The sequence below is a fragment of the Ensifer sp. 22521 genome (assembly GCF_052044795.1).
Taxonomy (GTDB): Bacteria; Pseudomonadota; Alphaproteobacteria; order Rhizobiales; family Rhizobiaceae; genus Ensifer.
This window is the reverse complement of record NZ_JBQENM010000009.1, coordinates 306059-329993: the sequence shown is the minus strand read 5'-3', so window position 1 is coordinate 329993 and position 23935 is coordinate 306059. Positions and strand designations below refer to the sequence as shown.

Annotated in this window: 25 protein-coding genes; 14 read left to right on the top strand and 11 right to left on the bottom strand. The window is 63.4% G+C overall.

Features of this window, described 5'->3' with window-relative positions; genetic code table 11:
• Nucleotides 1-897, top strand: an 897-nt coding sequence (locus ACTJKE_RS16595; protein WP_440692024.1) for a FecR family protein, incomplete at its 5' end; no start/stop codon positions are given.
• Between the two features lie 202 nt (nt 898-1099).
• Here ACTJKE_RS16595 and ACTJKE_RS16590 read toward each other — a convergent pair.
• Both ACTJKE_RS16590 and ACTJKE_RS16585 read right to left on the bottom strand, forming a co-directional pair.
• On the bottom strand, nt 1100-3271 hold the full coding sequence (locus ACTJKE_RS16590) for an adenylate/guanylate cyclase domain-containing protein (RefSeq protein WP_113514124.1): 2172 nt from the start codon (nt 3269-3271) through the stop codon (nt 1100-1102).
• 6 nt (nt 3272-3277) lie between these two features.
• The gene (locus ACTJKE_RS16585) at nt 3278-5032 is read right to left on the bottom strand and encodes an adenylate/guanylate cyclase domain-containing protein (RefSeq protein WP_058328866.1); all 1755 of its coding nucleotides are present in this window, start codon (nt 5030-5032) and stop codon (nt 3278-3280) included.
• Between the two features lie 241 nt (nt 5033-5273).
• Between ACTJKE_RS16585 and ACTJKE_RS16580 the strand changes: the two genes are divergently transcribed.
• Nucleotides 5274-5918, top strand: a complete 645-nt coding sequence (locus tag ACTJKE_RS16580) for an Asp/Glu racemase (RefSeq protein ID WP_113514122.1) — start codon at nt 5274-5276, stop codon at nt 5916-5918.
• Between the two features lie 138 nt (nt 5919-6056).
• Entirely contained in the window at nt 6057-6533 is a 477-nt protein-coding gene (locus ACTJKE_RS16575; RefSeq protein WP_440692022.1) for a GNAT family N-acetyltransferase, read from the top strand.
• 213 nt (nt 6534-6746) lie between these two features.
• Here ACTJKE_RS16575 and ACTJKE_RS16570 read toward each other — a convergent pair whose 3' ends face one another.
• Nucleotides 6747-7190, bottom strand: coding sequence for a TIGR02594 family protein (locus ACTJKE_RS16570; protein WP_112996034.1), 444 nt, complete (start codon nt 7188-7190; stop codon nt 6747-6749).
• Between the two features lie 485 nt (nt 7191-7675).
• On the opposite strand from ACTJKE_RS16570, the gene ACTJKE_RS16565 reads away from it, so the two are divergent.
• Nucleotides 7676-8029 carry a DMT family protein gene (locus ACTJKE_RS16565; protein ID WP_057248813.1) on the top strand — a complete coding sequence of 118 codons (354 nt, stop codon included), beginning with the start codon at nt 7676-7678 and terminating at the stop codon, nt 8027-8029.
• Nucleotides 8030-8133: 104 nt separating this feature from the next.
• On the opposite strand, the gene ACTJKE_RS16560 is transcribed toward ACTJKE_RS16565, so the two are convergent.
• From ACTJKE_RS16560 to ACTJKE_RS16550, 3 genes are all read right to left on the bottom strand, one after another.
• Nucleotides 8134-8769 carry a TerC family protein gene (locus tag ACTJKE_RS16560; RefSeq protein WP_058328864.1) on the bottom strand — a complete coding sequence of 212 codons (636 nt, stop codon included), beginning with the start codon at nt 8767-8769 and terminating at the stop codon, nt 8134-8136.
• A gap of 135 nt (nt 8770-8904) precedes the next feature.
• On the bottom strand, nt 8905-9438 hold the full coding sequence (locus ACTJKE_RS16555) for a hypothetical protein (protein ID WP_419178157.1): 534 nt from the start codon (nt 9436-9438) through the stop codon (nt 8905-8907).
• Nucleotides 9439-9506: 68 nt separating this feature from the next.
• Nucleotides 9507-9899, bottom strand: coding sequence for an acyl-CoA thioesterase (locus ACTJKE_RS16550; RefSeq protein ID WP_057248816.1), 393 nt, complete (start codon nt 9897-9899; stop codon nt 9507-9509).
• A 275-nt stretch (nt 9900-10174) separates the two neighbouring features.
• Here ACTJKE_RS16550 and ACTJKE_RS16545 point away from each other — a divergent pair, with 275 nt between their 5' ends.
• From ACTJKE_RS16545 to ACTJKE_RS16510, 8 genes are all read left to right on the top strand, one after another.
• Nucleotides 10175-11989, top strand: a complete 1815-nt coding sequence (locus ACTJKE_RS16545) for a methyl-accepting chemotaxis protein (protein WP_058328863.1) — start codon at nt 10175-10177, stop codon at nt 11987-11989.
• Between the two features lie 267 nt (nt 11990-12256).
• On the top strand, nt 12257-12808 hold the full coding sequence (locus tag ACTJKE_RS16540; protein ID WP_057248818.1) for a Kazal-type serine protease inhibitor family protein: 552 nt from the start codon (nt 12257-12259) through the stop codon (nt 12806-12808).
• 320 nt (nt 12809-13128) lie between these two features.
• Entirely contained in the window at nt 13129-14385 is a 1257-nt protein-coding gene (locus ACTJKE_RS16535; protein WP_058328862.1) for an extensin-like domain-containing protein, read from the top strand.
• Between the two features lie 634 nt (nt 14386-15019).
• Nucleotides 15020-15352 carry an ArsR/SmtB family transcription factor gene (locus ACTJKE_RS16530; RefSeq protein ID WP_057248820.1) on the top strand — a complete coding sequence of 111 codons (333 nt, stop codon included), beginning with the start codon at nt 15020-15022 and terminating at the stop codon, nt 15350-15352.
• Nucleotides 15349-15756 (top strand): YeeE/YedE family protein, encoded by a 408-nt coding sequence (locus tag ACTJKE_RS16525; RefSeq protein WP_058328861.1) that lies wholly within the window; start codon nt 15349-15351, stop codon nt 15754-15756. The genes ACTJKE_RS16530 and ACTJKE_RS16525 overlap by 4 nt, the downstream gene beginning before the upstream one ends.
• Nucleotides 15753-16235, top strand: coding sequence for a YeeE/YedE family protein (locus ACTJKE_RS16520; protein WP_057248822.1), 483 nt, complete (start codon nt 15753-15755; stop codon nt 16233-16235). Before ACTJKE_RS16525 ends, ACTJKE_RS16520 begins: the two co-directional genes overlap by 4 nt.
• Nucleotides 16236-16340: 105 nt before the next feature.
• Entirely contained in the window at nt 16341-17267 is a 927-nt protein-coding gene (locus tag ACTJKE_RS16515) for an ABC transporter ATP-binding protein (protein ID WP_057248823.1), read from the top strand.
• Nucleotides 17264-18025 carry an ABC transporter permease gene (locus ACTJKE_RS16510; RefSeq protein ID WP_057248824.1) on the top strand — a complete coding sequence of 254 codons (762 nt, stop codon included), beginning with the start codon at nt 17264-17266 and terminating at the stop codon, nt 18023-18025. The genes ACTJKE_RS16515 and ACTJKE_RS16510 overlap by 4 nt, the downstream gene beginning before the upstream one ends.
• Before the next feature lie 38 nt (nt 18026-18063).
• Here ACTJKE_RS16510 and ACTJKE_RS16505 read toward each other — a convergent pair whose 3' ends face one another.
• Genes ACTJKE_RS16505 through ACTJKE_RS16495 form a run of 3 tightly spaced genes read right to left on the bottom strand, consistent with a single transcriptional unit; the run spans nt 18064 to nt 19808 of the window.
• Nucleotides 18064-18765: a retropepsin-like aspartic protease family protein gene (locus ACTJKE_RS16505; RefSeq protein WP_058324048.1), complete on the bottom strand. Its 702-nt coding sequence runs from the start codon at nt 18763-18765 to the stop codon at nt 18064-18066.
• Complete coding sequence (locus tag ACTJKE_RS16500) at nt 18762-18983, bottom strand: DUF1289 domain-containing protein (protein WP_093232979.1); 222 nt, start codon at nt 18981-18983, stop codon at nt 18762-18764. The genes ACTJKE_RS16505 and ACTJKE_RS16500 overlap by 4 nt, the downstream gene beginning before the upstream one ends.
• A 36-nt stretch (nt 18984-19019) precedes the next feature.
• A complete protein-coding gene (locus tag ACTJKE_RS16495; protein ID WP_058324050.1) occupies nt 19020-19808 on the bottom strand; it encodes an adenosylcobinamide-GDP ribazoletransferase in 789 nt (262 codons plus the stop codon).
• A gap of 213 nt (nt 19809-20021) precedes the next feature.
• Between ACTJKE_RS16495 and cobT the strand changes: the two genes are divergently transcribed.
• Together cobT and ACTJKE_RS16485 are read left to right on the top strand one after the other, a co-directional pair.
• Nucleotides 20022-21038 carry a nicotinate-nucleotide--dimethylbenzimidazole phosphoribosyltransferase gene (cobT, locus tag ACTJKE_RS16490; protein ID WP_057248828.1) on the top strand — a complete coding sequence of 339 codons (1017 nt, stop codon included), beginning with the start codon at nt 20022-20024 and terminating at the stop codon, nt 21036-21038.
• A gap of 332 nt (nt 21039-21370) precedes the next feature.
• Nucleotides 21371-21784 (top strand): diacylglycerol kinase, encoded by a 414-nt coding sequence (locus ACTJKE_RS16485; RefSeq protein ID WP_058324051.1) that lies wholly within the window; start codon nt 21371-21373, stop codon nt 21782-21784.
• A 4-nt stretch (nt 21785-21788) separates the two neighbouring features.
• Here the strand turns inward: ACTJKE_RS16485 and ACTJKE_RS16480 are convergent, their stop codons facing one another.
• Together ACTJKE_RS16480 and ACTJKE_RS16475 are read right to left on the bottom strand one after the other, a co-directional pair.
• A complete protein-coding gene (locus ACTJKE_RS16480) occupies nt 21789-22334 on the bottom strand; it encodes a GNAT family N-acetyltransferase (RefSeq protein ID WP_058328858.1) in 546 nt (181 codons plus the stop codon).
• 3 nt (nt 22335-22337) lie between these two features.
• Nucleotides 22338-23873 carry a sensor histidine kinase gene (locus ACTJKE_RS16475; RefSeq protein WP_113514118.1) on the bottom strand — a complete coding sequence of 512 codons (1536 nt, stop codon included), beginning with the start codon at nt 23871-23873 and terminating at the stop codon, nt 22338-22340.
• Nucleotides 23874-23935: the final 62 nt, after the last annotated feature.

The following is a 23935-nucleotide window of genomic DNA, read 5'->3' as shown; positions in this document are numbered from 1 at the left end:
GGTCCGATCGCGGTCAAGGACCCGGTCTACAAGGACGAACGGATTTCGACATCGAAGTCCGGTCTCGGCCAGTTCGTCTTCCAGGATGGCACCAAGCTTGCGGTCGGCTGGGGTTCGTCCGTGGTCATCGACAAATTCGTCTACGATGATGCCAAGTCGGTGAAGAAGCTGACGATCATGGCCGCCAAGGGCACGTTCCGCTGGATCAGCGGCAAGTCCGGGCACTCCGCCTATGAAATCGTCACGCCGGCCGGCACGATCGGCGTTCGCGGCACCGCCTTCGATTTTTATGTCGGCCGCGACGGCACGACCGCTGTCGTGCTGCTCAGCGGCGCCGCAAGCTTCTGTGGCGCCGGCGGCTGCCGGCAATTGACGCAGCGTTGCGACTGCGTCGTCGCCAAGCCTGGCGGCGGCATCAGCGATCCGAGAAGAGTCAGTCGCAATACATTGAAATCACTAGGCAATGCGCAAGCCCTTCCTTTCCTCTCCGGTGGGCAACGACTGTCCGGAGCGCTGGGCTGGGCGGGGGGTGGCTGCAGCCTTGCGGCGGTGTTCCAGGAGGATCTCGAACGCCAACCGCAAACTGTGCAACCCCCCGCCGTCGAGCAGCGTCAACCAATACCGCTGATACCCAGGACGCAGCGCCAGGAACAAAGGCAGCGGCAGCAGCAGAGCGGACAGAGCCAGCGGCAGCGGCAGGAGCAGCGCCAGGAACAGGGACAAGGACAGGGTAGCCAACGGCAGGAACAGTCCCAGCGGCAGGAGCAGGAACAAGGGCAGGGCCAGGGCAGCCAACGCCAGGAACAGGAACAGCGGCAGGAACAGTCGCAACAGGGCGGTGGAACGCAGCGCCAGGAACAGAGCCAAAGCCAGAGCCAGACCCAAAGCCAGAATTGAGCGCCGACCGTGTGCGCCGCTGACGGCCTGTCGTTTGCCAACGCTTTCGGCGCAGCGTTCACGATGCGTCGGCAACGACCTGTCGCTAGGCACAAGCGGGCCGGCGCTAAACCAACGACAAATCAAAGCTTTGCGAACGATCCGAGAGCCCAGGTCGAGGCGATGTGCCGGGCGGTCGTCTGCGGCTGAGGTCCGGCACGTTTCACTCCGCCGGGCGCTTGGCGTCTTCGACCGGCGTTTCGGCGAAATGCTCCGATCGGCGCGACATCCGGGCGTAGAAGCCGACCAGGCCCGGTGCCAGGGCGGCAGACTTCAGCTTCGCTGCGTTGATGATGCTGCGGCTCGAGGTCGCGCGCGTGCGTAGCACCGAGACGAGCCGGTCATGCAGCAGCCGCAATTCCGCGAAGGCGGGCGAGGCGGCGAGGTTCTCGTCTCCGGCGACCGCGAAAAGCCGGGTTCGCGTCGTCTTTCCCTTGAGGCCCAGGCTTCCCGCATCCAGCAGCGCGCAATTCGGCAATGCCTCAGCCGTCGCTTCCGACACGAGCACGTCGAAGTTGACGTCCTTGCAGGCCGCTTCGATGCGGGCCGCGATGTTGACGGTGTCGCCGACCGCCGAATAGTTGAAGCGGGTTTCGGCACCCATGTTGCCGACGCAGGCGAGCCCGGTATGGATGCCGATGCCGATGCGCACCTCATGGCCGGAGCCGAAACCGAAGGCGTCTTCGGCATTCAGCCGGGCCAGGGTCTCGCGCATGCCGAGCGCGGCGCGAAGTGCCTTTTGCGGATGGTTGACCACATCGACCGGGGCGTTCCAGAAGGCCATGATGGAATCGCCGATGAACTTGTCGAGCGTGCCCTCATTGGCGAGCACATGGCGGCTCAGCGCGTCGAGCAGCGTGTTGAGGAAGGCGACGACCTCGGTCGGCGTCATGCGCTCGCTCATCTCGGTGAAGCTGCGCACGTCGACGAACATCACCGTCAGCTCGCGGTCGTCGCCGCCAAGGCTCAGCGCATTGCGCGTGTGCTCGATGCGATAGAGCAGCGATGGCGAGAGATAGCGCCCGAAGGCCTGGCGGACCTCGCGTCGTTCGCGATCCGTCACCAGGAAGCGATAGGCGGTGGCGGAGAAATGGGTGATCGAGGCGGCGAGGATCGGCGCCAGCGGATCGACGAGCAGCCCGCCATAGTAGAAGGCGAGCCAGGAGGCTGCGAGCCCCAACACCGTGACCGCGAGGCCGCAGACCAGCGCCACCACGGGGCTGACGAAAGTGGTCAACAGCACGAGCAGCGTGCCGGCCAGTGCGATCGAGAGGATTTCGAGCCCGTCGGCCCAGTCTGGACGCGACAGATAGCGGCCGGAGAAGATCTGCTCGACGATCTGGGCATGGATGGAGACGCCGGGCACGTTCTGCCCGAGCGCGGTGGTGCGCACGTCCTGCAGTCCGGCAGCCGACGTGCCGATGAAGACGATGCTGCCTTCGATCGCGGCGCGAACGTCCGGAGAGGAGGCTTCGTCCGTGAGAACCCGCCGGGCGGAAATGTAGCGCTCCGTCGTGTCCGGCGTGACGTAGAGCCAGAGTTCGCCGGTCGAGGTGAGCGGCACGACGAAGTCGCCGATCTTGACGGCGGTGAGCGTGTTGGCGACGTTGGGTGCTGCGGCGAGCACATAGGTCGAGGCGCCCTGCGCCACGCGCAGCGCCTCCAGGGCGAGGCTCGGGTAGAACTGCTGCCCGTCGCTGAGGAACAGCGGTGCGGCCCGCACCACCGCGGAGGAGGAGCCGGGATTGAGGCTGATATGGCCGAGCCCGGCGGCGTTGGCTTCGAGCTGGGGCCGTAGCGGCGTTGCGGCGTGCAGGCGCGGCGGCGCCTCGGCAGCGGTTTCGCCGGTGAAGGCAAAGCCCGCCTTGACCGACGGCAGGTAACTGCCGTCGTTGGTGAGGCCGAAACCGAGCACGACCGGCTTGTCTTGGATCGCCTGGGCAAAGATCTCGTCATTATCGGGCAGGGTTGCGACGAAGGATGGATCGACGCCGCCGACGTCGCGCACGACCGTGCGCGGCGACAGGCGGTCGGGCTCGGCAAAGAGCACGTCGAAGGCAATCGCTGCCGCGCCCATCTCGGTCAGCCGGTTGGTCAAATTCGCCAGGCGGTCGCGCGGCCAGGGCCATTGGCCGAATTCACGCAGCGACGCCTCGTCGATATCGATCACCTTGACCGGCATGGTCTCGAAGCCGCGCGGCGCGATCCGCTGGTATTCGTCGAAGGTGACGTCGCGCGCCTGCCTCAGAAGCTGCGGATCGTTTGCGCGCAGGACCGTGAAGAACGCCACCACTGTGAGGCCGATGAGAACGCCGAACAGCTGGGCTCGTGTCATGGCGGCCTACGGGACGATGGGCAGGCCCGCCTTGACGAGCCCGTCTTTGAAATGTGCGTGGTCGGCAGGGTCGACATAGCCGGTGAAGAAGCGCCAGTAGCGCGGTAAATCGACAGGCGCGTTGGCGACGGCCTCGGGAACGATCCTGCGGGCTTCCTCGTTGCGGTCGAGCTGGCCAAGGCAGGCGAGCAGAATGACCAGGTTGAAATAGGTGCGGCGCAGGAGCAGCGCCCGTTCGGCGTGACGCAGCGCTTCCTCGTAATTGCCGAGGTGGTAGTGGGCGAGAGCGATGCGGTTGAAGAAGAGGTAGGTCAGGGGATCGTGCGGGCTCAACCTCAGGGCCTTGTGCAGCGGGTCCAATGCCTCGGCGAAACGGCCGATGTAGATGCGCGCCCAGCCGAGCGCCATGTGAGCGAGCGCAAAATTGGGGTTGAGATCGATCGCCTGTTGCGCCTCCTGGACCGCGGCATGCGGCCGCCGGGCAGCGAAATTGGCGAGGCACATGACATAGTGGCAATAGGGATCGTGATCCTCGATCACAACGGCGCGTGCAGCCTCCGCCGCCAACTCCGCGCTATCCCGGTCAATGTCGTCGCTGAAGCCGAAATAGCAGCGGGCAAACAGCGAGCGGGCCAGCATCATGTGCGCGCGGCCGAATTCGGGGTCGAGGGCGATCGCGCGGCGTTGCCACTCGATCGCGTCGTCGAAATGCGCGGCGGAGTCCTGCGCATTGTGCAGCAGCGTGCCGCGCATGTGGCATTCATAGGCGTCGAGATTGTCGCTGCCGCGTAACAGCGCCCGGCGGTTTTCGCCAATCAGGATCTCCGGCTCGATCGCCGCGACCACATGTTGGGTGATCTCATCCTGGATGGCGAAAATGTCGGCGAATTCGCGCTCGTAGCGCTGCGCCCAGAGATGGATGCCGGTTTCCGCCTCGATCAACTGTCCGGTGACGCGCACGCGCGAGCCTGAGCGGCGCACGCTGCCCTCGACGATGTAGCGCACGCCGAGATCGCGGCCGATCTGTTTGACGTCGACGGCGCGGCCCTTGTAGGCGAAAGAGGAGTTGCGGGCGATGACGAAGAACCAGCGGTAGAGCGACAACGCCGTGATGATGTCCTCGGTCAGACCGTCGGCGAAGAAGTCCTGTTCGGGGTCGCCGGACATGTTGACGAAGGGCAGAACGGCGATCGACGGCTTGTCGGGCAGGGCAAGCGGCATGCCGGGCAGATCCGGCCTCACCGGGTCCTCATGCCAGTCGACGCGGTGCACCGGCACCGGGCGCGGCATGTTCTTGAGCGCGCGATCGCCAAGCCGGTGCACGGGAAACTCCAGCTTGCCGACGATCTGGTCGTGCAACGCACCGGAGATGCAGATGTCGGCCGGCTTCGCCACCTGCTGCAGCCGCGCCGCCACATTCACGCCGTCGCCAAGCAGGTTGCCGCCGTCGACCACGACGTCGCCGAGATTGAGGCCGATGCGGAACTCCATGCGCCGCTCCGGCGCGAGGTCGGCGTTTCTCCGCTGCAGGGTCCGCTGGATGGCGACCGCTGCCCGAACCGCCTGCACTGCACTCTGGAATTCTGCGACAAGGCTATCGCCAGCGGCGCCGAAGATGCGCCCGCCATGCTCGGTCACAAGGCTTGAAATCGTTGCACAATAGGTGGCAAGCGTTGCGAGCGCACCTTCCTCGTCAATCGCGACAAGGCGACTGTAGCCAGCGACATCGGCAGCAAGGATCACGGCGAGCTTCCGTTCCAAGAGGGCAGCCCCTCCCGCGGCATCTGGTCAGAAGGAAAATAAGCGTAACTTAAATTAGAAAAGTCGAGAAGCATAAATTGCCCCGATTTGTGTCCATTGCTGGGCCGGAGGCGCAAATAGACGGTTCGTGTGGCCTCTACGACAGATTGTGTCCGTCGACGCTTCCAGGCGTGCGGCGATTGTGCAAGTTTCGCAAAGTCAGAACCGCGCCGTCAGGCGTTCGTCATTCAAAGGCCGCCAATTGATCATCTCCTGCCTGCATACGGCCGACAGCAACGTCGCCGTTTTCGAGAATGCTGCGCGCGAACTCGGATTGTCCTCCGCGAACTTGCGCCATACGGTCCGCGCCGATCTGCTGCGCGCGGCGGAGGAAGCGGGCGGCCTGACCGAGGACATCACGCAGCAGACCGCGGCGGTTCTCTCGGCGCTGGCGGCAGAGGCCGACGTGGTGCTGCTCACCTGCTCGACGCACGGGCCGAGCGTAGCGAAGACCGGGATGGGCAATGCCGTCCCGATCGTGCGCGTCGATGCGGCGCTGGCGGAGAAAGCGGCCGCGACCGGCGGCAAGGTGGTTGCGCTTTGCGCGGTGGAAACGACGGTCGCACCCACCACGGCGCTTTTTGCCGAGGCGGCGCGTCGTTCCGGCGCTGTCCTCGAGGTTCGTCTCGTCGAGGGTGCGTGGGCGCTGTTCAAGGCGGGAAGCCGTGACGGCTACCTTGCCGCAATCGCCCAGGCGGCAGAAGCGGCCTATGAGGATGGAGCCTCCATCGTTGCGCTGGCCCAGGCGTCCATGGCTGGCGCCGCCGATCATGTCCGCAACGGACCGCGGCCGTTGTCGAGTCCGGCAGCCGGGCTCGAGTCGGCCATGAATATGATCGCCGACTAGCGATATTCCGTTATCCGGCTAATGATTCTCGGGATTTAAAGGGCGGCAGCGAACTTCGCGCACCCCATACGACGGTCTGCGCTGTAGGATGCGGTCACTATGACCCTGATTCGACCCACACGTGAAGACGATACAGCTTTGCTGCCCGGCATCGAGCGCTCCTCCGGCGCGCTTTTTCGCACCATCCCCGACCTGGCCTGGATTGCCGACGACGATGTGCAGTCCGCGCAAGCTCATGTCGACTTCCTGCGCACCGGCCTGTCCCTGGTGGCCGTCGACGAGCAGGATCGACCGCTCGGCTTCCTTTGTGCCGCGAGCGCCGAGGGTGCGCTGCACATCTGGCAGCTTGCCGTGCTGCAGGAAAGCCAGGGCCGCGGGCTTGGGCGCGCCATGATGCTGGCTGCGATCGCGCATGCGCGCGCCCGTTCGCTTGCCGCGGTAACGCTGACGACGTTCCGCGATCTCAAATGGAACGAGCACTTCTACCGCACACTCGGCTTCGCTACGCTTGCCGGGGACGAACTCGACGCGCGTCTCGCGCAGATCCTTGCAAACGAGGCCGCGCACGGCCTTCCGCCCGAGCGGCGCTGCGCAATGTGCCTGGCGCTCGCGTGAGGACGCGCATCAGCGGTCCGCCCGATGCGGCGATGCAGATCTCTGGTCCGGTTGGGCTTTAGGCCCTCCGGCGCAAGGCCTGGTGCGAAGTGGTCCCCGCCCTTGGCTTGCCGCTCTAGAGCGCCGTGCGTTCAGGTGAACGCACTAAGGTCGCTCTAGCACATTGTTTCTAGAGCATCCCGCTTCAAGTGATTCCACGTGAAGCGGGATGCTCTAACGCCGGACGCCGACGACCTGGCCCCGCGCGAACTGCGAGACCCTGACGCCGCCGGACTGATTGCCGCCGATCAACTGGGCCGTCGACTTCGACAGCGTGGACAGGATGCCGACGTGGTAGCCACGACCGGTGCGCACGACGACAATATCGCCGGCGCGCGCATAGGCGAGCTTCACCGGTGCACCGAACCGAAGCCACGAGCGGGCGAAGCCGAAGCTCTGCGGTGGACTGCGGCCGGACTTGCGGGCAACCATGCCCATGAAATGGCCGCACCAGGGGGTACGTGCAGGGTTGATGCCGAGCGCTGCGCGAAGGGTCTTGTTGTTCTTGACCTCGTGCAGGCCTTTATATTGCTGCGCCTGGGCAAGCATGCCCGCGCTGGCGAGAGTTGGCGATAGGAGCGCGACATAGGCAGCCGCAAGAAACGCCAGGACCTTCATGGTCAGGTCTCCTTGACAAGTTGCTGGGTGCGAACGGTCGGGGCGGCCTGGCGATCGCCGGCATGGCACCCGGTTGCTCAACTGTTTCCAATGTTCCCATGGGAAATTTCAGCGGACATGCGCGTGCCCAGCGTCTGATACGCAGCATCGGCGTGTCGGCGAACCGCGCGCAAGGCGCGGAGCCAACTTCACGGCAACCGCCGTTTCGAAGTGTGGTATTCCCCTGCCTGTCCCGTCGGACAGTCGAGCGACATTGCTCATGCGCCAGTACAAAATTGTGGCAAAACCCGTAAAATATTGGGGCATGACTTGCTAAATGACGGAAAAAATGCCGGTTCGTCGTCGATTCGACACCCTGACCGGCAGAAAATCCCGTATCGGCTCGCTCCGAGGCGTCACTTGAGCCAATGGAAGGCCGGCAGGACTTGCGCCCGGACGGGGCTGCGGGGCATCGTCGGAGCATGATTCGCGCCCCGAGGTTCTCTATGTCCTTCACTCTCTCTCCGGCCTATCTCTGGCCGATTCTTCTGCTCCTGTTTTCCAACGTCTTCATGACCTTCGCCTGGTATGGGCATCTGAAATACACGTCGTCACCGCTCTACATGGCGATCGTGGCAAGCTGGGGCATTGCCTTCTTCGAATATTGCCTGGCGGTGCCGGCCAACCGCATCGGCCATCAGGTCTATTCCGCCGCACAGCTGAAGACGATGCAGGAGGTGATCACGCTTCTGGTCTTTGCCGCCTTCTCAGTTTTCTGGCTGAAGGAGTCGATCGGCTGGAACCATCTGGTCGGTTTCGCCCTGATCGCCTTAGGCGCCTCGTTCATCTTCAAGGGCTAAGAGGCGTCCGGCCGCTGTAGCGGTTAAGACCGCTGCAAACAAAAAGGCAGGGCCCAAGCCCTGCCTTTTGCATTGTTAACGGTCTGCAGCGCGTCGCGCTGGCGTCAGACCATGGCTGCCACGGCCGGCGCGACGTGCGGCCAGACCTCGACCCAGCCGCGATAGATCATGTCGAGCGCGACATAGAGGATGATTGCGAGGCCGATATAGGCGATCCAGTGATAACGGTTGAGCAGCCGGGCGATGAAACCGGCTGCCACGCCCATCATCGCAATCGAAAGCGCAAGGCCGATAACCAGGATCGTCGGATGTTCGCGGGCGGCGCCTGCGACGGCCAGCACGTTGTCGAGCGACATCGAGATGTCGGCGATGACGATCTGGATGGCCGCCTGCATGAAGGTCTTCTGGGGCGCGTTGCTGGCAGCGCCGCCTTCGCCTGCCGCGTTAGCTGCCTGCTGCTCGCGGATTTCGCGCCACATCTTCCAGCAGACCCACAGCAGCAAAATACCGCCGGCGAGCAAAAGGCCGATGATTTCCAGGAGCTGGACCGTGACGCTGGCGAGCGCGATGCGCAGCACGGTTGCCGCGATGATACCGACGAGGATGACCTTCTTGCGCTGCTCCGTCGGCAGCCCGGCGGCGGCAAGGCCGATGACGACGGCGTTGTCGCCGGCAAGAACGAGGTCGATGACGATGACTTGCAGAAGCGCTGCCAGACCGGCAGCGGTAAAGATTTCCATGATGCGACAGTCCCCCGACGTGCCATGATGCGAGATTCAAATATGTCTAACGGATAAAGCACCGCATCGCCTCGGGATCAAGGGGCGAGGTGCACCCAAGGCAGAAAACCTCCGCAGACGATTCGATCGATAGTCTCAATCCAGGAGATCGAAGGCCCGATACATCCAGAGAAGCTGATAGGCGACAGCGACGACGACGAAGGCGGCATGGAAGCGCCGATTCGCCGTCCAGGCGGCGGCGATGCAGAAGAGGATATAGGCGGTGTTGCGGGCGGGGTATTCGAGACCGTAGGAGGCAAAATACTGCTTGCCCTTCAGCGCGGTGTCGACGAGGTCGACGGCAAAGGCAAGCGCGAGGAAGCCGAAGAACCAGGCACGGCGCGACATGAAATAGTGTTCGTAGTCGCTATAGTCCTCGAGCGTCGTCGGGAACAGCATCACGCAGAGGAAGAAGAAGACGCAGCAATAGAGGATGACGAACAGGTAGACGCTGACGTCGATGACGGCCAGCGAATGCAGGTGGAACTCCCACCACCAGAAATGCACGAGGAAGACGAACATGAACAGGACCCAGCCGAGGTGGATCCAGTAGACACGTGTCTTGCCGGGGTGCTGCACGAAGAGCGCCAGTCCGCTGAGCAGCCTCGCCAGGCTCAGGCTGACGACCATGCCCATAACGGTGCGGATATGCGGGAAGATTTCCGGGTTGGTCGGAACCTGATCCACGGCCGCCGCTCCTATTCCTCCGCCGGCACCGGCTTGGGCTTGCCGTTTTCGTCGAGCGCGACCATGACGAAGATCGCATCCGTGACCTTTTCCATGCGATGCGAAGAGAGATAGCGCTGGGCCCAGGCCTCGACCTTGAGCGTCATCGAGGTGCGGCCGACCTTGACGACATCGGTATAGATGCAGAGCGTGTCGCCGATCTTGACCGGAAGCGCGAAGGCCATCTCCTTGACGGCTGCCGTGACCACACGGCCGCGGGCGCGTTCGGCCGCACGGATACCGCAGGAAAGGTCCATCTGTGCCATCACCCAGCCGCCGAAGATATCGCCGGCCGCATTGGCGTCTCCGGGCATGGCGAGCGTGCGCAAGGTCAGCTCGCCGGTCGGTTTGGTCTGTTCGGTCATGCGGCCTGTCTCCCTGTTGGATGAAAGATGTAACCCGACCGCGCTTGCCGAGGGAAGGCCCGCCGCCGCACAAATGCGAGCAGCATCCCACCGTGCCGTCGCCTTAGACTTTCGAAGGGGTGCTTGAGAAATGTGAAATTTAGGGATCGGTTGTTAGGGGCTTTGCAAAGACCTTTCCCTATCCTGCAGGCTCTTGGAGTGCGGCCGGCCATGCCAGCTGCGGCCAGGTTGCGAAGGGGCGGCGCCGGGAGCGCCGAAGGGGCAGGGGATTGGCAATGAAGAAATTCAGGATCTCGGCGCGTCTCTACGCGCTGGTGGCATTTGCGCTTTTGACCATGGCAGCAGCGCTGACATTCGGTCTGTTTCAGGCGCAGGACAAGCTCGTTGGCGAGCGCAAGGCGATGCTCGCGGCAATGGACGAGAACGCTATCGCGGTGTTCGACGCCTATCACAAGCAGGAGGTGGCCGGCACGCTTTCGCGTGAGGAGGCGCAGAAGCGCGCGCTCGAGGCGATCAAGGCGATGCGCTACCAGGGCAACGGCTATTTCTGGGTCAACGACATGCATCCGACCATGGTGATGCATCCGATCAAACCGGAGCTCGACGGCAAGGACCTCACTGAAAACAAGGATCCGAACGGCAAGCACCTCTTCGTCGAGTTCGTCAAGACCGTCGAAAAGAGCGGCCAGGGCTTCGTCGACTACTACTGGCCGAAGCCGGGCGCTGACGCGCCGGTGCTGAAATATTCGCACGTTGCCGGCTTCAAGCCCTGGGGCTGGGTGGTCGGTACCGGCGTCTATGCCGACGATCTGGCGGCGATGTTCCGCGAACGCGCCTGGCAGGTCGCAGGCATCCTCGCCGCCGCTGCACTCGCCATTCTGATGGCGGCGCTTGCGATCGTGCGCAGCGTCGTGAAGCCGGTCGAGAAGCTGAAGGCCTCGATGCGGGCGATCGCCGATGAGGATCTTTCGTCCGAGGTGCCGGAGACGGACCGCGGCGACGAGATCGGCCAGATGGCCAAGGTGCTGGTGGTGCTGCGCGATTCCGTTCGCGAACGGCTGGAACTGCGTTCACGCGAGGCCGAGCAGCAGGAGCGGCTGAGTTCCGAGCGGCGCGGCAACGAGCAGCGCCAGCGGGCAACGGCGGAAGCGCAAGCGGATGCGATGGAGACCGTCGGTGCCGCGCTCGAGCTCTTGGCAAGCGGCGACCTGACCGCCGAGATCGGCCATATCGCGCCGGAATATGGCAAGCTGAGAGAGGACTTCAACACGGCCGTCGCGGCGCTTCGCGATGTCATCGGCTCCATCTCGCACTCGACCGAGATCGTCACTGCCAGTGCCGGCGACATTTCGGAAGCGGCGAACAATCTCTCGCGCCGGACGGAGCAGCAGGCAGCGGCCCTCGAAGAGACGGCGGCAGCACTTGACGAGATCACCTCGACGGTTCGCCACGCTTCCGAGCGGGCGAACGAGGCGCGCGATATGGTCAACGAGACCAAGGCGAGCGCTGCCAAGTCCGGCGGCATCGTGCGCAATGCCATCGACGCCATGGGGCGGATCGAAGGCTCGTCCGGCCGGATCGGCCAGATCATCGGGGTGATCGACGAGATCGCCTTCCAGACGAATCTCCTGGCGCTCAATGCCGGCGTCGAGGCAGCGCGCGCCGGTGAGGCCGGCCGTGGCTTTGCCGTCGTCGCGCAGGAGGTGCGTGAGTTGGCGCAGCGCTCGGCGGGTGCCGCCAAGGAGATCAAGGAACTGATCGGCGCCTCGGTGCGCGAGGTCGGTGCCGGTGTCCAGCTGGTCCGGTCGACCGGCGAAGCGCTGACGGAGATCGAGACGCTGGTCAATCGGGTCAACGAGCAGGTGGCCTCGATCGCGACCGCCGCGCGCGAGCAGGCGACCGGCTTGCAGGAGGTCAATGTCGCCGTCAACAGCATGGACCAAATGACCCAGCAGAACGCCGCGATGGTCGAGGAAACGACTGCCGCAAGCCAGACGCTGGCTGCAGAGAGCCGGGAACTGAAGTCGTTGCTGACAAAGTTCCGGCTGCAGTCCTCGGCAACGCATTCGGCTTACGGCCGCGCCGCCTGATCGCTATAGTCTGGAATTGCACAAGGCCGGCGTGGCATTGCCACGCCGGCCTTGTGCGCTGAAAAGAAGAAATGTCGCGCGGCTGCAACCGAGCTCCACATCGATCCGTGAGCCGGGCATGCCCCCGCCACCTGCGCCCGTGATTGCCGTGCAAAGCAGGCCACACAGTCTTGACCTTAGGATCGCTGCGGATAGATACGCGAGATGCGGGAGGTGGTTGATGGGGCGTCGCTCCGGTTGCTGACCGTTGCTTTAGAGGGGACATCCATGGCACTTCTCAAACTTCTTCTGACGCGCCCGATCGCCGTGCTGATGCTGGCGCTCGGCTTCCTCTCCGCCTGTACGGTGGTCGTCGACGAGCCGCGTCCAGGCCCGAGGCCGACCCGCCCGCCGGTCTGCACGATGGAATATGCGCCCGTGTGCGGCGAGCGTGGCAATCGCATGCGCACCTTCCCGAATTCCTGCCAGGCAAGGGCCGACGGTTTCAATGTGATCCACCGTGGCGAATGCCGTCCGGACTATCGCCCGCCGGATCGTGAACCGCAGGCCTGCACCATGGAGTACAATCCGGTGTGCGGCCAGCGCGGACGGCGCACGCAGACCTTCTCGAACGCCTGCCAGGCGCGCTCGGAGGGCTTCCAGGTGATCGGCCGCGGCGAATGCCGTCGCGACGATGACCGTCCCTCCGAAGGCCAGTTCTGCACCCGCGAATTCGCGCCGGTCTGCGGCCAGCGCGGCGGCCGCGTGCAAACCTTCTCGAACGCCTGCGAGGCTGGCGGTGCTGGCTTCCGGGTCGTGCATCGCGGCGAGTGCCGCTGATATCCAGCGAATCCGTAGCTGAAAACTTGAAGCCCGCGTCTGACGAAGACGCGGGCTTCTTGCTATCGGCGGTCAGTCGCAACGGCAAGCACCCGCACCCTTGATCGCGGGTATCGGACGCAAGGCTTCGTTTACCGTATTTGAATAAAATGCCCCCGAAATCAGGTCTTTCGACAGCTGTGCCCGGTTTGCGACACAGGCGAAAGGCAGCAATTCGAAGTGCTGCAGCGATCCTTGCGTGCCTCTGGGTACGCCGTTGCGGGGGCGGTGGGGTGATGAGTGGTGGTCTGCTGACCGCCCGAAGGAAGGCGCAGTCCGGTATGGCGTATGTTACTCGTCTCCATCGCCCGCTGACGGCACTCGTTCTGACACTATCGCTTGTCGCCTGTTCGACCGACGACGCGCTTTCGCCGCCGGGCCGCATCGATGGCGGCTCCCGGGTCGGTTCGATCGGGCCCGTGCCGGTCGACGCGGTGCCGCAAGACGAGGTGGCGGCCTATCCCGCTGCAACATCGGCTTCGACGGGCAACGGCAATCCGGACTATGTTGCACCGGCGCAGGCGGCGCCTCAACAAACGCGGCGCTCGCTGCCGATGATCGATAGCGACGAGGCGGTCTCCTCCGGTGCGCAGCCGGCGAATGCGGGTTCCACGGCCATTCCCGATGAAGGCGTCAACATGGATGCCATGCTCGGCGTCGAGCAGCCGGTCGTCGGCCTGGCGCAAGAGCAGAGCAACGAGATCGCCGAGGGCAATGCCAGCCAGCCGGTCGTCGACGGCATCGGCGAAGACAATGTGCGCCAGCTCGGCGGGGCGTCCGGGGCTGCGCCTGCGGACGAGGCGAACCTTGGCTACGATCCGGACCTGCCGCCGCTTTCTCCCGAGAAGGCTGCAGCCGAAGATGCGCAGCGTGCACGCGCCATGGAAGAGCGACGCGCCATTCAGCGGACCCAGGAGCCGGAGCAGGTCGCCTTCCTGCCGCGCGTGCGCAATCCGATGTCGGCGCCCGACTACACCGGCGAAATGCCGGCTTCCGAGATTGCCTGCCGCCAGCGCCTGAAGAAACTCGGCGTGGTGTTCCGTGATATTCCGCGCATCAGCAACGGGCCGTCCTGTGGCATCGACTACCCGATCGAGCTCAGCGGTCTCTCCGGCGGTATTGGCGTGAAGCCGGCGGTCAAGCTCAACTGCGAGGTGACGGAGGCCTTCGCCAAGTGGGTGAAGTACGAACTCGCGCCGTCGTCCCGCTATCGCTACTGGTCGGGCGTCAAGACGATCAAGCCGCTCGGCGGCTATTCCTGCCGCACGATGAATTCCCGCCGCGGCAATCCGATGTCCGAACATGCGCACGGCAACGCCATCGATGTCGGCAAGTTTGTCTTGAAGAACGGCAAGGAAATCGATGTCCGCAAGAAGGGCTTCTTCGCGTTTCGCGAACGCGGCCTCCTGAAGGCTGTGCGCTCCGATAGCTGCAAATATTTCAACACCGTGCTCGGGCCGGGCAGCGACCCGTTCCACAAGGACCATTTCCACTTCGATCTGAGAACCCGCAAGACCGGCTACCGTCACTGCGACTGACGTGGGGTCCGGGACCTTCCTGCTGGCGGCTGCGAAAATGGCATGCGGCAAAAAAAGAGGCCGGCGGGGAGGCCGGCCCAACAACCGGAGCAAAAGGGGGAGGCTCCGGCGTGCAAATCACGAGCGCAAATCAAAAGGGCGATATCGCGCCGCGCGAGCAAATTGCTCGAAGACCATCACCGTTTCGTGACAAGGGAACGGGATTGGTGACGATACTTTCGCAGATCTTTCGCCGGATAACGGATGATGCCTGCATTTGCCCCGGCGCTTAGCCTCCGTCGAAACGCGGTTTCGGGCCTTCGGGCCGGGGGCCGAAGTGTCGTCGCTGGCTCGTATTTGCGTTTACTATACCAGAAGTTTTACTGCTGCCTGAGATAGTCCGGGCGGTTGCCCCAAATATGGCGTTTTCATCCCTGTTGCGGTCTCGTTGTAACGATCTGAATTTTCTATATGATTTGACAGTCAACGGACAGGCCAGGGGCGCTAGGGCTGATCGCGCTGTCTTGTTTCGTCTGGTTTATTAATAAGTAATACGATAATATATTACTTCGTATAACAATCACGGATAGTAGTCGGCAAACCGCAGCAAGCATTGGGGCTCCACTCACTCCTAGGGCAACGACAGGAGGAAGTTATGGGAACTGTTATGCAATTTCCGGGGGTGCGCACGGATATGGCCGTGCACGCTGCCGAAGTTTCGAAAATACTGAGAACTCTCGCCAATCGAAATCGTCTGTTGATCGTGAGTGCTTTGCTGGAGGGTGAGCACTCGGTGGCGGCACTCGAAGAGAGCCTGAGCATTCGCCAGCCGACCCTCTCGCAGCAATTGACGGTGTTGCGTGATGCCGGCATTGTCTCGACCCGTCGGCAGGCCAAGCAAGTGTTCTATCGGCTTAGTCACGACAAGGTGGCGCGTCTGGTTGGCGCGCTCTATCAGATCTTCTGTCGGGATGGTTCCAAAACATGAATGAATACGAGAATGCGCTGGCGGGTGGGCTGTTGATTGGCCTTTCGGCAGCGATCCTGATGGTGGCCAATGGCCGGGTGGCCGGGATCAGCGGTATCGTCGGACGTCTGCTGCAGGGCGCGCAGGTTCCTACCGGCATGTTGTTTGTTTTGGGACTGATGGCGGGGCCGCTGCTTTTTCGCCTCGTCGTCGGCGCCTGGCCGGTGGTGACGGTCACAACCTCTTGGCCGCTTCTGGTGGCTGGCGGGCTGCTGGTCGGCTTCGGGTCCCGCATGGGCTCCGGCTGCACCAGCGGCCACGGCGTCGTCGGTCTTGCAAGGCTGTCGCGACGTTCGATTGCGGCGGTTGCGACCTTCATGACCGCGGCGATCGTCACGGTCTTTGTCATGGGCTTGCTTGCATGAACGGAGCCTTCTTTCGCCTCGCGGCGACGCTCGTCTCCGGCCTCGTGTTCGGTTTTGGTCTTTCGCTGTCCGGCATGCTCGATCCGGCACGCGTGCGGGCGTTTCTGGATATCACCGGCAACTGGAACCCGAGCCTTGCCTTCGTGCTCGGCGGCGCCGTCTTTGTTTCCGCGCTCGGTGTCCTGCTGACGCGCCGGCTCAAGCATCCTTTGTTCGACGAAACCTTCCATTTGCCGGACAATCAGGTTATCGACAGGCGACTGATTGTCGGCGCGGCAATCTTCGGCATCGGCTGGGGGCTGGTGGGGCTTTGCCCGGGCCCGGCGCTCGCTTCGCTGTCGCTCGGTTTGCCGCCGACGTTCCTTTTCGTCGCGGCGATGGTTGCGGGCATGCTCATCCATGACCGGCTGGTGGCGCGCAAACCTTCGCAAATGGGCGGCGGCGCGGGGACGGCAGCTCGCCTGTCGCAGCCGCATTGACAAAGCGTCACCTTGTTTTTTCCATCCGGTAGGCTGCAAATCGCAATCAATTGTCCCATATAGGCGAAACCTGCCGACTTTGCCCCCCGCATCCGGATCTGCTTCATGGCGCCTATCGTTTCCGTTTCCAATCTGTCGAAGACCTATGCCTCCGGCTTTCAGGCGCTGAAGGGCGTCAGCCTGGATATCGAGGAAGGCGAGATCCTGGCGCTGCTCGGGCCGAACGGCGCCGGCAAGACGACGCTGATCTCGATCATCTGCGGCATCGTCAATCCGAGCGGCGGAACGGTGACGGTTGGCGGCAATGACGTGGTGCGCGAGTTTCGCGAGACGCGCGCGATGATCGGGCTCGTACCCCAGGAACTGACCACCGACGCCTTCGAAACCGTGTGGAACACGGTCTCCTTCTCCCGCGGCCTGCACGGCAAGAAGCCGAACCCCGCCCATATCGAGAAGGTGCTGAAGGACCTGTCGCTCTGGGACAAGAAGGACAACATGCTGCGCGAACTCTCCGGCGGCATGAAACGGCGCGTGCTGATCGCCAAGGCGCTGTCGCACGAACCGAGGGTCCTCTTCCTCGACGAACCGACAGCCGGCGTCGACGTCAATCTGCGCAAGAGCATGTGGGAGGTCGTCGAGCGGCTGCGCGCTTCCGGCGTCACCATCATCCTGACGACGCATTACATTGAAGAAGCGGAAGAAATCGCCGACCGCATCGGCGTCATCAACGGCGGCAAGATCCTGCTGGTCGAAGACAAGGCGGCACTGATGTCGAAGCTCGGGCGCAAGCAGTTGCGCGTCGATCTCGCCAATCCACTGGATGGCGTTCCCGAAACGCTGTCGAGCTACAATCTGACGCTCGAGGGCGATGGGCACTGTCTGATCTACGATTACGACACGAGCGCTGAACGCACCGGCATTACCACTCTGCTGGCGGCCCTCGCCGAAGCCGGTATCCGGCTCAAGGACATTTCCACGCGGCAGAGCTCGCTGGAAGACATCTTCGTCGAAATCGTGGGGGCAGGGCGATGAATATCGAAGCGATCAAGTCGATCTATTTCTTCGAGATGGCCCGTACCCGGCGCACCCTGCTGCAGAGCGTGGTGTCGCCCGTTATCTCGACCTCGCTCTATTTCATCGTCTTCGGCGCCGCGATTGGCGGACGCATCCAGGAGATCGACGGCGTTTCCTACGGCGCCTTCATCACGCCCGGCCTGATGATGCTGACGCTCTTGACGCAATGCATCGGCAATGGCTCCTTCGGCATCTATTTCCCGAAATTCACCGGCACGATCTACGAGGTTCTGTCCTCGCCGGTCTCGATGGTCGAGATCGTGCTCGGCTATGTCGGCGCGGCGGCGACCAAGGGGCTGATGATCGGGACGATCATCCTCTTGACGGCCTCGCTGTTCGTCGACCTGACGATCGCGCATCCGTTCGTGATGGTGTTCTTCTTCGTGTTGACGGCCATTTCCTTCAGCCTGTTCGGCTTCATTATCGGCATCTGGGCCAAGGACTTCGAGCAGCTGAACCTGATCCCGATGCTGGTGATCCCGCCGCTCGTCTTCCTCGGCGGCAGCTTCTATTCGGTGAAGATGCTGCCACCCTTCTGGCAGGCGGTCAGTCACTTCAATCCGGTGCTCTATCTGATCAGCGGTTTCCGCTGGAGCTTCTTCGAGGTTTCCGACGTCAACCCGATCTTCAGCGCCGTGATCATCCTCGCCTTCCTGACGGCCTGCATGTCGATCCTCGCCTGGATCTTCCGCACCGGCTACCGGCTCAGAAACTGACGGCAGGCGCCGCTGCGGTTTGTTCTGACGCCTGTGGCTCAGTCGCGCAGGCGCAGCTCGTCGGTGCGCATCTGCAGCATCTCCAGCGTCGACAGGAAACTCATGCCGAGCAGGCTCTGGTCGAGCCGCCCCTTGGCGGCCACGGTCGCGCCGATGTTGCGCCGGGTGATCGGGCCGACGGAGATTTCCTGGAGCATGACGGGTGCCGCCTGCGCCCGGCCGTTCGCCGTCATGACGGTGACGATGTAGCTGAGGTTTTCCGGATCAAGGCCGATCCGCTCGGCATCCTCGTAGGTCAGCGCGATGCTGCTGGCGCCGGTATCGACCAGCATGTTGATGTCCTTGCCGTTGACCGTCACGCCGGTTTCGAAATGGCCGTTCAGCATCTTGTGCAGCACCACTTCCTGCTGGCCCTCGCTGTCGGTGATCACGGTCGCGCGGCCGGGGACGAGGCCGGCGAGCAGGCGATTGCCGAAGCCATGCAATTCGAAGCGGTAGACATAGGCCGAGACGAGGGCGAGCGTGATGAGGAGCCAGATGGCGACCTGGCGCAGCCCTTCGCCGAAACGGCGGCGGCTTTGCAGGACCCCGGCGCCGATCAGCGTGGCGATCGCACCCAACGAGACCAGCCGGCCGAAATCGTCGTTGGCAAGGCCCATGGTGCGGCCGGCATCGTGGTTGACGATCAGCAGGATGAGCCCAATGGCCAGGATCGAGAGCAGGATGGCGAGACGGGTCATGCTTCTCCGCGTTCCCTCGCCATGCGGCTGCGGCGCGTTTCGCGCCGAGGCTTGCGTTCGACCGTCTCTAGCCGGTCGGGCAGCGTGGTCATGATCGCCCGGCGTTCGGCGTCGGTGTAGAGCGTCCAGCGGCCTATCTCGTCACGCGTGCGGCCGCAGCCGAAACAATAGCCGGTCTTGTCATCGATGGAACAGACGAGAATGCAGGGAGATTCCATGGCGTTGCCCAGTTTTTCCCGGAATATATCGATCTTTCAAACCGTCAGCGCAAGGGCGCCGAGCACTGCGATTTCCGTGAGCTGCTGCGTGGCACCGATCGTGTCACCCGTATGTCCCCCGATCTTGGCGGCTGCGAGCCGGCCGAAGCCTTTGACAGTGGCAAGGAAGGCGAGGAGTGTTGCGATCAGGCCGAAGGCCGGTACCTTGGCGAAATAGAAGAGCAGCATTGCGGCGAGAAGACCAAAGCCGAGGGCGAAGCGGCCAGCTCCCGGCTCCGGTACGCCGGCGGAAGCTGCAACACCGCCACTGCGTGCCGGCGGCAGGCTGGACCAGTGCCAGACCATGGCGGCGCGGCTGAGCGCTGCAGCACCAAGGATCACCATGCCGGCGCCAAGCGGCGTGAACAGCGGCAGGATGGAGGCGAGCGCCGAGACGCGCAGGCCAAAGGAGAGAATGAGCGCGACGGCGCCATAGGTACCGATGCGGCTGTCCTTCATGATCGCGAGCGCCGCGTCGCGGTCGCGTCCACCGCCGAAGCCGTCGGCCGTGTCGCCGAGTCCGTCCTCGTGCAGTGCGCCGGTCAGCAGCGCCTGGATGGCGACGACGACGAAGGCGGCAAAAAGCGAACTCACATGCAGCGCGATCATCGCGCTGGCAGCGGCTGCGGAGGGCAGGACGATCACGATGCCGGCGAGCGGGAAGGCGCGCACGGCCCGGTCCAGCCGTCCGTCATATCCGACGAAGTGGCGTCCCGGCATGGGAATGCGGCTCAGGAAGCCGATCGAGCGCGCCACGTCGTCACAGAAATCGCCCAGAAAGCCCATGGCTCCTCCAAAGATCCGGCCCTCAGCCGCAATGGCAGATGTCACCGCCGCCCGCAAGTGAGAGCAGGGTGAGCATGCAAAACGCCGTGCGTCGAATCGTCCGTCCCGTGACGGATCATGCTCCGGCGACGCCGATTGGCGCAAATGCCGTTGCCCGAATATTCGACGCCCTCTATGAGGAGCGTAGATTCACGATATGCAAGGATTCCCAGCATGAGTGCCAGCGGTCTGCCGTTTGATGATTTCCGCGAATTGTTGCGTAACCTGCCGGGGCCGGATGCGGCAGCGCTGGTCGCGGCGCGCGAGCGGGACGCACAGCTGACAAAGCCGCCGGGCGCGCTCGGACGTCTTGAAGAAATCGCCTTCTGGCTCGCCGCCTGGACCGGCAAGGCGCCGGCCGTTAACCGGCCGCTGGTGGCGATCTTCGCCGGCAACCACGGCGTCACCCGTCAGGGTGTTACCCCGTTCCCGTCGTCCGTGACGGCCCAGATGGTCGAGAATTTCGCCGCCGGTGGTGCTGCGATCAACCAGATCTGCGTCAGCCACGACCTCGGCCTCAAGGTCTTCGACCTGGCACTTGAATATCCGACCGGCGACATCACCGAGGAAGCGGCACTTTCGGAGCGGGATTGTGCTGCCACCATGGCTTTCGGCATGGAGGCGATCGCCGGCGGCACGGATCTGCTGTGCATCGGCGAGATGGGCATCGGCAACACCACCATTGCGGCGGCGATCAATCTCGGCCTCTATGGTGGTACGGCCGAGGAATGGGTCGGTCCGGGTACCGGTTCCGAAGGCGAGGTACTGAAGCGCAAGATCGCCGCTGTCGAGAAGGCAGTGGCGCTGCATCGCGATCACCTTTCCGACCCGCTCGAGCTGATGCGCCGCCTCGGGGGCCGTGAGATCGCGGCGATGGCGGGCGCGATCCTCGCGGCCCGCGTGCAGAAGGTGCCCGTCATCATCGATGGCTACGTGGCGACTGCGGCAGCGGCAATCCTGAAGGCGGCCAATCCGTCAGCCCTCGACCATTGCCTGATCGGCCACGTCTCGGGCGAACCGGGCCATATCCGCGCGATCGAGAAGCTCGGCAAGACGCCGTTGCTGGCGCTCGGCATGCGGCTCGGCGAGGGCACGGGTGCGGCCCTTGCCGCCGGCATCGTCAAGGCGGCGGCGGCCTGCCACAGCGGCATGGCGACCTTCGCGCAGGCTGGCGTCAGCAACAAGGAATAATCAAGATACGGCCGGCTTTCACGGCAAAGCCGGCCGATTGCTGTCCAAAGCCTGTCGCGGGCGCTATTCCCGCGTTGTGGCGGGCCTTGATGGCCGCGTGCTTCTCGCCTATCCAAAGCGCACATGCAGCCCTAACTATTGTCTGACAGCGCCGCGCGTCTCGTCAGACGCGCAAAGGTCGCTGCAGCACTTTGAAGTGCTGCATGTTTTCATCCTTAAGTCGGATGGAATTTAAGGAAACATGCAGCAGACGCCTGCAACCGGCAAACGCCTTGCATTCGCCTCATTCACGATGTCGAAGCAAGCGCAGTTTCAAGCCTTGTCGAGAAGAAATGGACGCCAAGAACACCACGCACCGCATTGGACAGACGAGTCCCGTCGAGAAGCAGACCGGCATTCGGCATCTCTTCGCTGCCGCCAGCTATTCGCTGGGCGGCGCGAAACGGCTGATCAGCGAGGCTGCTTTCCGCCATGAGCTGATCGCTTTCGGCATCGCCATGGTTGCCTTCGCCATCGTCGGCGCGACCTTTTTCCAGTTCGTGGCGATGGCGATCCTGTTCCTGCTGATGATGGCCTTCGAGGCGATCAACACGGCGATCGAGGAAATCGTCGATCGGGTCTCGCCGGAAATCTCGGAAATGGGCAAGAACGCCAAGGATCTCGGCTCCTTCGCCTGCCTCTGCCTGATCATCGCCAACGGCGTCTATGCCGGCTACGTCGTGATCTTCGACGGTTTCATGAACTGATCCGTTACCGCCGATCGTTCGGCGCGATCCGATAGAGCACGTGCGGGCGCAGCGGGTTGCCCTCTGGCACCGTCACGTCATCGAAATCCTCCGCCGGATCCGAGCGCATGCCGAGCTTTTCCATAAGCGCGCGTGATGGTTCGTTGATGCGCGAGGTATAGCCGATGACCTCGGCAAGCGCGAGCGCCGACCAGGCATGGTGCAGACAGGCGCTTGCCGCTTCGAGCGCATATCCTTGCCGCCAGTAGGGGCGGGCGAGGATCCAGCCGATTTCGACATGCGGGCCACCGGGGATTTCGTCTCCGGCATGCGAAAGGCCGAGACCGCCGATGAGCGCTCCGTCAGCCTTGCGCTCGACGGCCACAAAGCCGAAGCCGTGTCTGCGCAGGTGCCGGTCGCAGTCGGCGATCATCGCCGCGGTATCCTCCCGCGTCAGAATGTCAGGAAAATAGTAGCGGCGCACGTCCGGATCGGCATTGGCGACGGCAAAGGGCGCGACGTCGCGCTGCTCCCAGGGCCGAAGCCTCAAGCGTTGCGTTTCGATGAACATGGATCAGGCGAAACTCTTGCGACGACGGATCGGGGCTGCCACGTCCTCGACTGCCGGCAGGCTCTCGAGCACGCGGCGGGCCGGCAGGATGGCGATCGCCTCGGTGCCTTCCCGAAGCTTGGAGCGCAGGATGAATTCGCCATTGTGCTTGGCGAGAATGGCCTGGACGATGGGCAGGCCGAGGCCGGTGCCCTGCTCGGCGCTCTTGATGGCGATCGAGCCCTGACCGAAGGCCGACAGAACGATCGGGATTTCCTCTTCCGGGATGCCCGGACCGTTGTCCTTGATCGAGAGATATTGTCCGCCGCCGGCCGTCCAGCCGACCTTGAAGGTGACTTCGCCGCCCGAATTGGTGAATTTCACGGCGTTGGACAGCAGATTGAGGATGACCTGCCGCATTGCCTTCTCGTCGACCCAGACCGAGGGCATGCCAAGTTCGAACTGCGAGTGGATGGTAATGTTCTTGGCGCGCGCCCTCAGTTGCACCATGCCGACGCAGTCCTCGGCGATCTCGACGAGGCTGACCGCATCCTCGTTCAGGTCGTAGCGGCCTGCTTCGATGCGCGACAGGTCGAGGATCTCGTTGATCAGGTTCAGCAGATGCTCGCCGGAACGATGGATATCGTTGGTGTATTCCTTGTAGGTCGGGTTGCTGAGCGGACCCAGAACCTCCGTCGACATGACCTCGGAGAAGCCGAGAATGGCATTCAGCGGCGTGCGCAATTCATGCGACATGGAGGCCAGGAAGCGCGACTTGGCGAGGTTCGCTTCCTCCGCCCGACGCCGTGCCTCGTCCGACATCGATTTTGCCACTTCGAGCTCGGCGATCAGGTCATCCTTCTCCGATTGAACCGAGAGGATGTGGACATTGGCGCGGTTCATGCGATCGGTCATGAACACGAGGAAGAGCAGCGCCAGCGAGATGATGCCCGTGAGGCCGATATAGATCGGATTGCCCGTCGTCAGCGAGACGAAGGCCAGTGCGGCGACCACGGGCGTGAAGGTGCAGAGCAGGGCATTGCGCAGCAGGAACGTGCCCATGGCAGTGGCCGCAAGCGCGAAAAGCAGGGCAGTGCCCTCGAAGAAACCGAAGCGGACATCGCCGCACGACGCGCAATCCTGCGCAACGAAGGCGGCCCAGCAAAGACCAATCAACACCTGGCCGAGCAGGAAGCGCCGGCGCCAGACCGGGACCTTTTCGGCAACGATGTCCTTCTTGCACGCCTTCCTCGCCAGCACCAGCGTCACCGCATGCGCCGAAAGGGTCATGACGGCCCAGAGGATGATGCTGAGATTGCCGGAGAGATAGACCCCGACGGCCGCAATCAGGGCGACGAGCACCGGTATGGCGATGGCGCCGTGCAGGGCCGAATCGATGTAAAGATTGAGCATTTCGCGCTCGAAGCCTGAAGGCACGGACGAGCCCGTTTGCAGCCGCTCTCGCGTCGCGCGAACCGTCCTCGAAACGGCCTTGTTTCGATGGTTTCGCGACTTGTCGACAATGATCTTATCTGTCGAGGTGCTGGCAGCGATACTCATGCTCTTATGCGAAGGTTATGGTTTCGTTGCAGTCTAGTGAGCAATCCTTAAGAAGTTGCTGC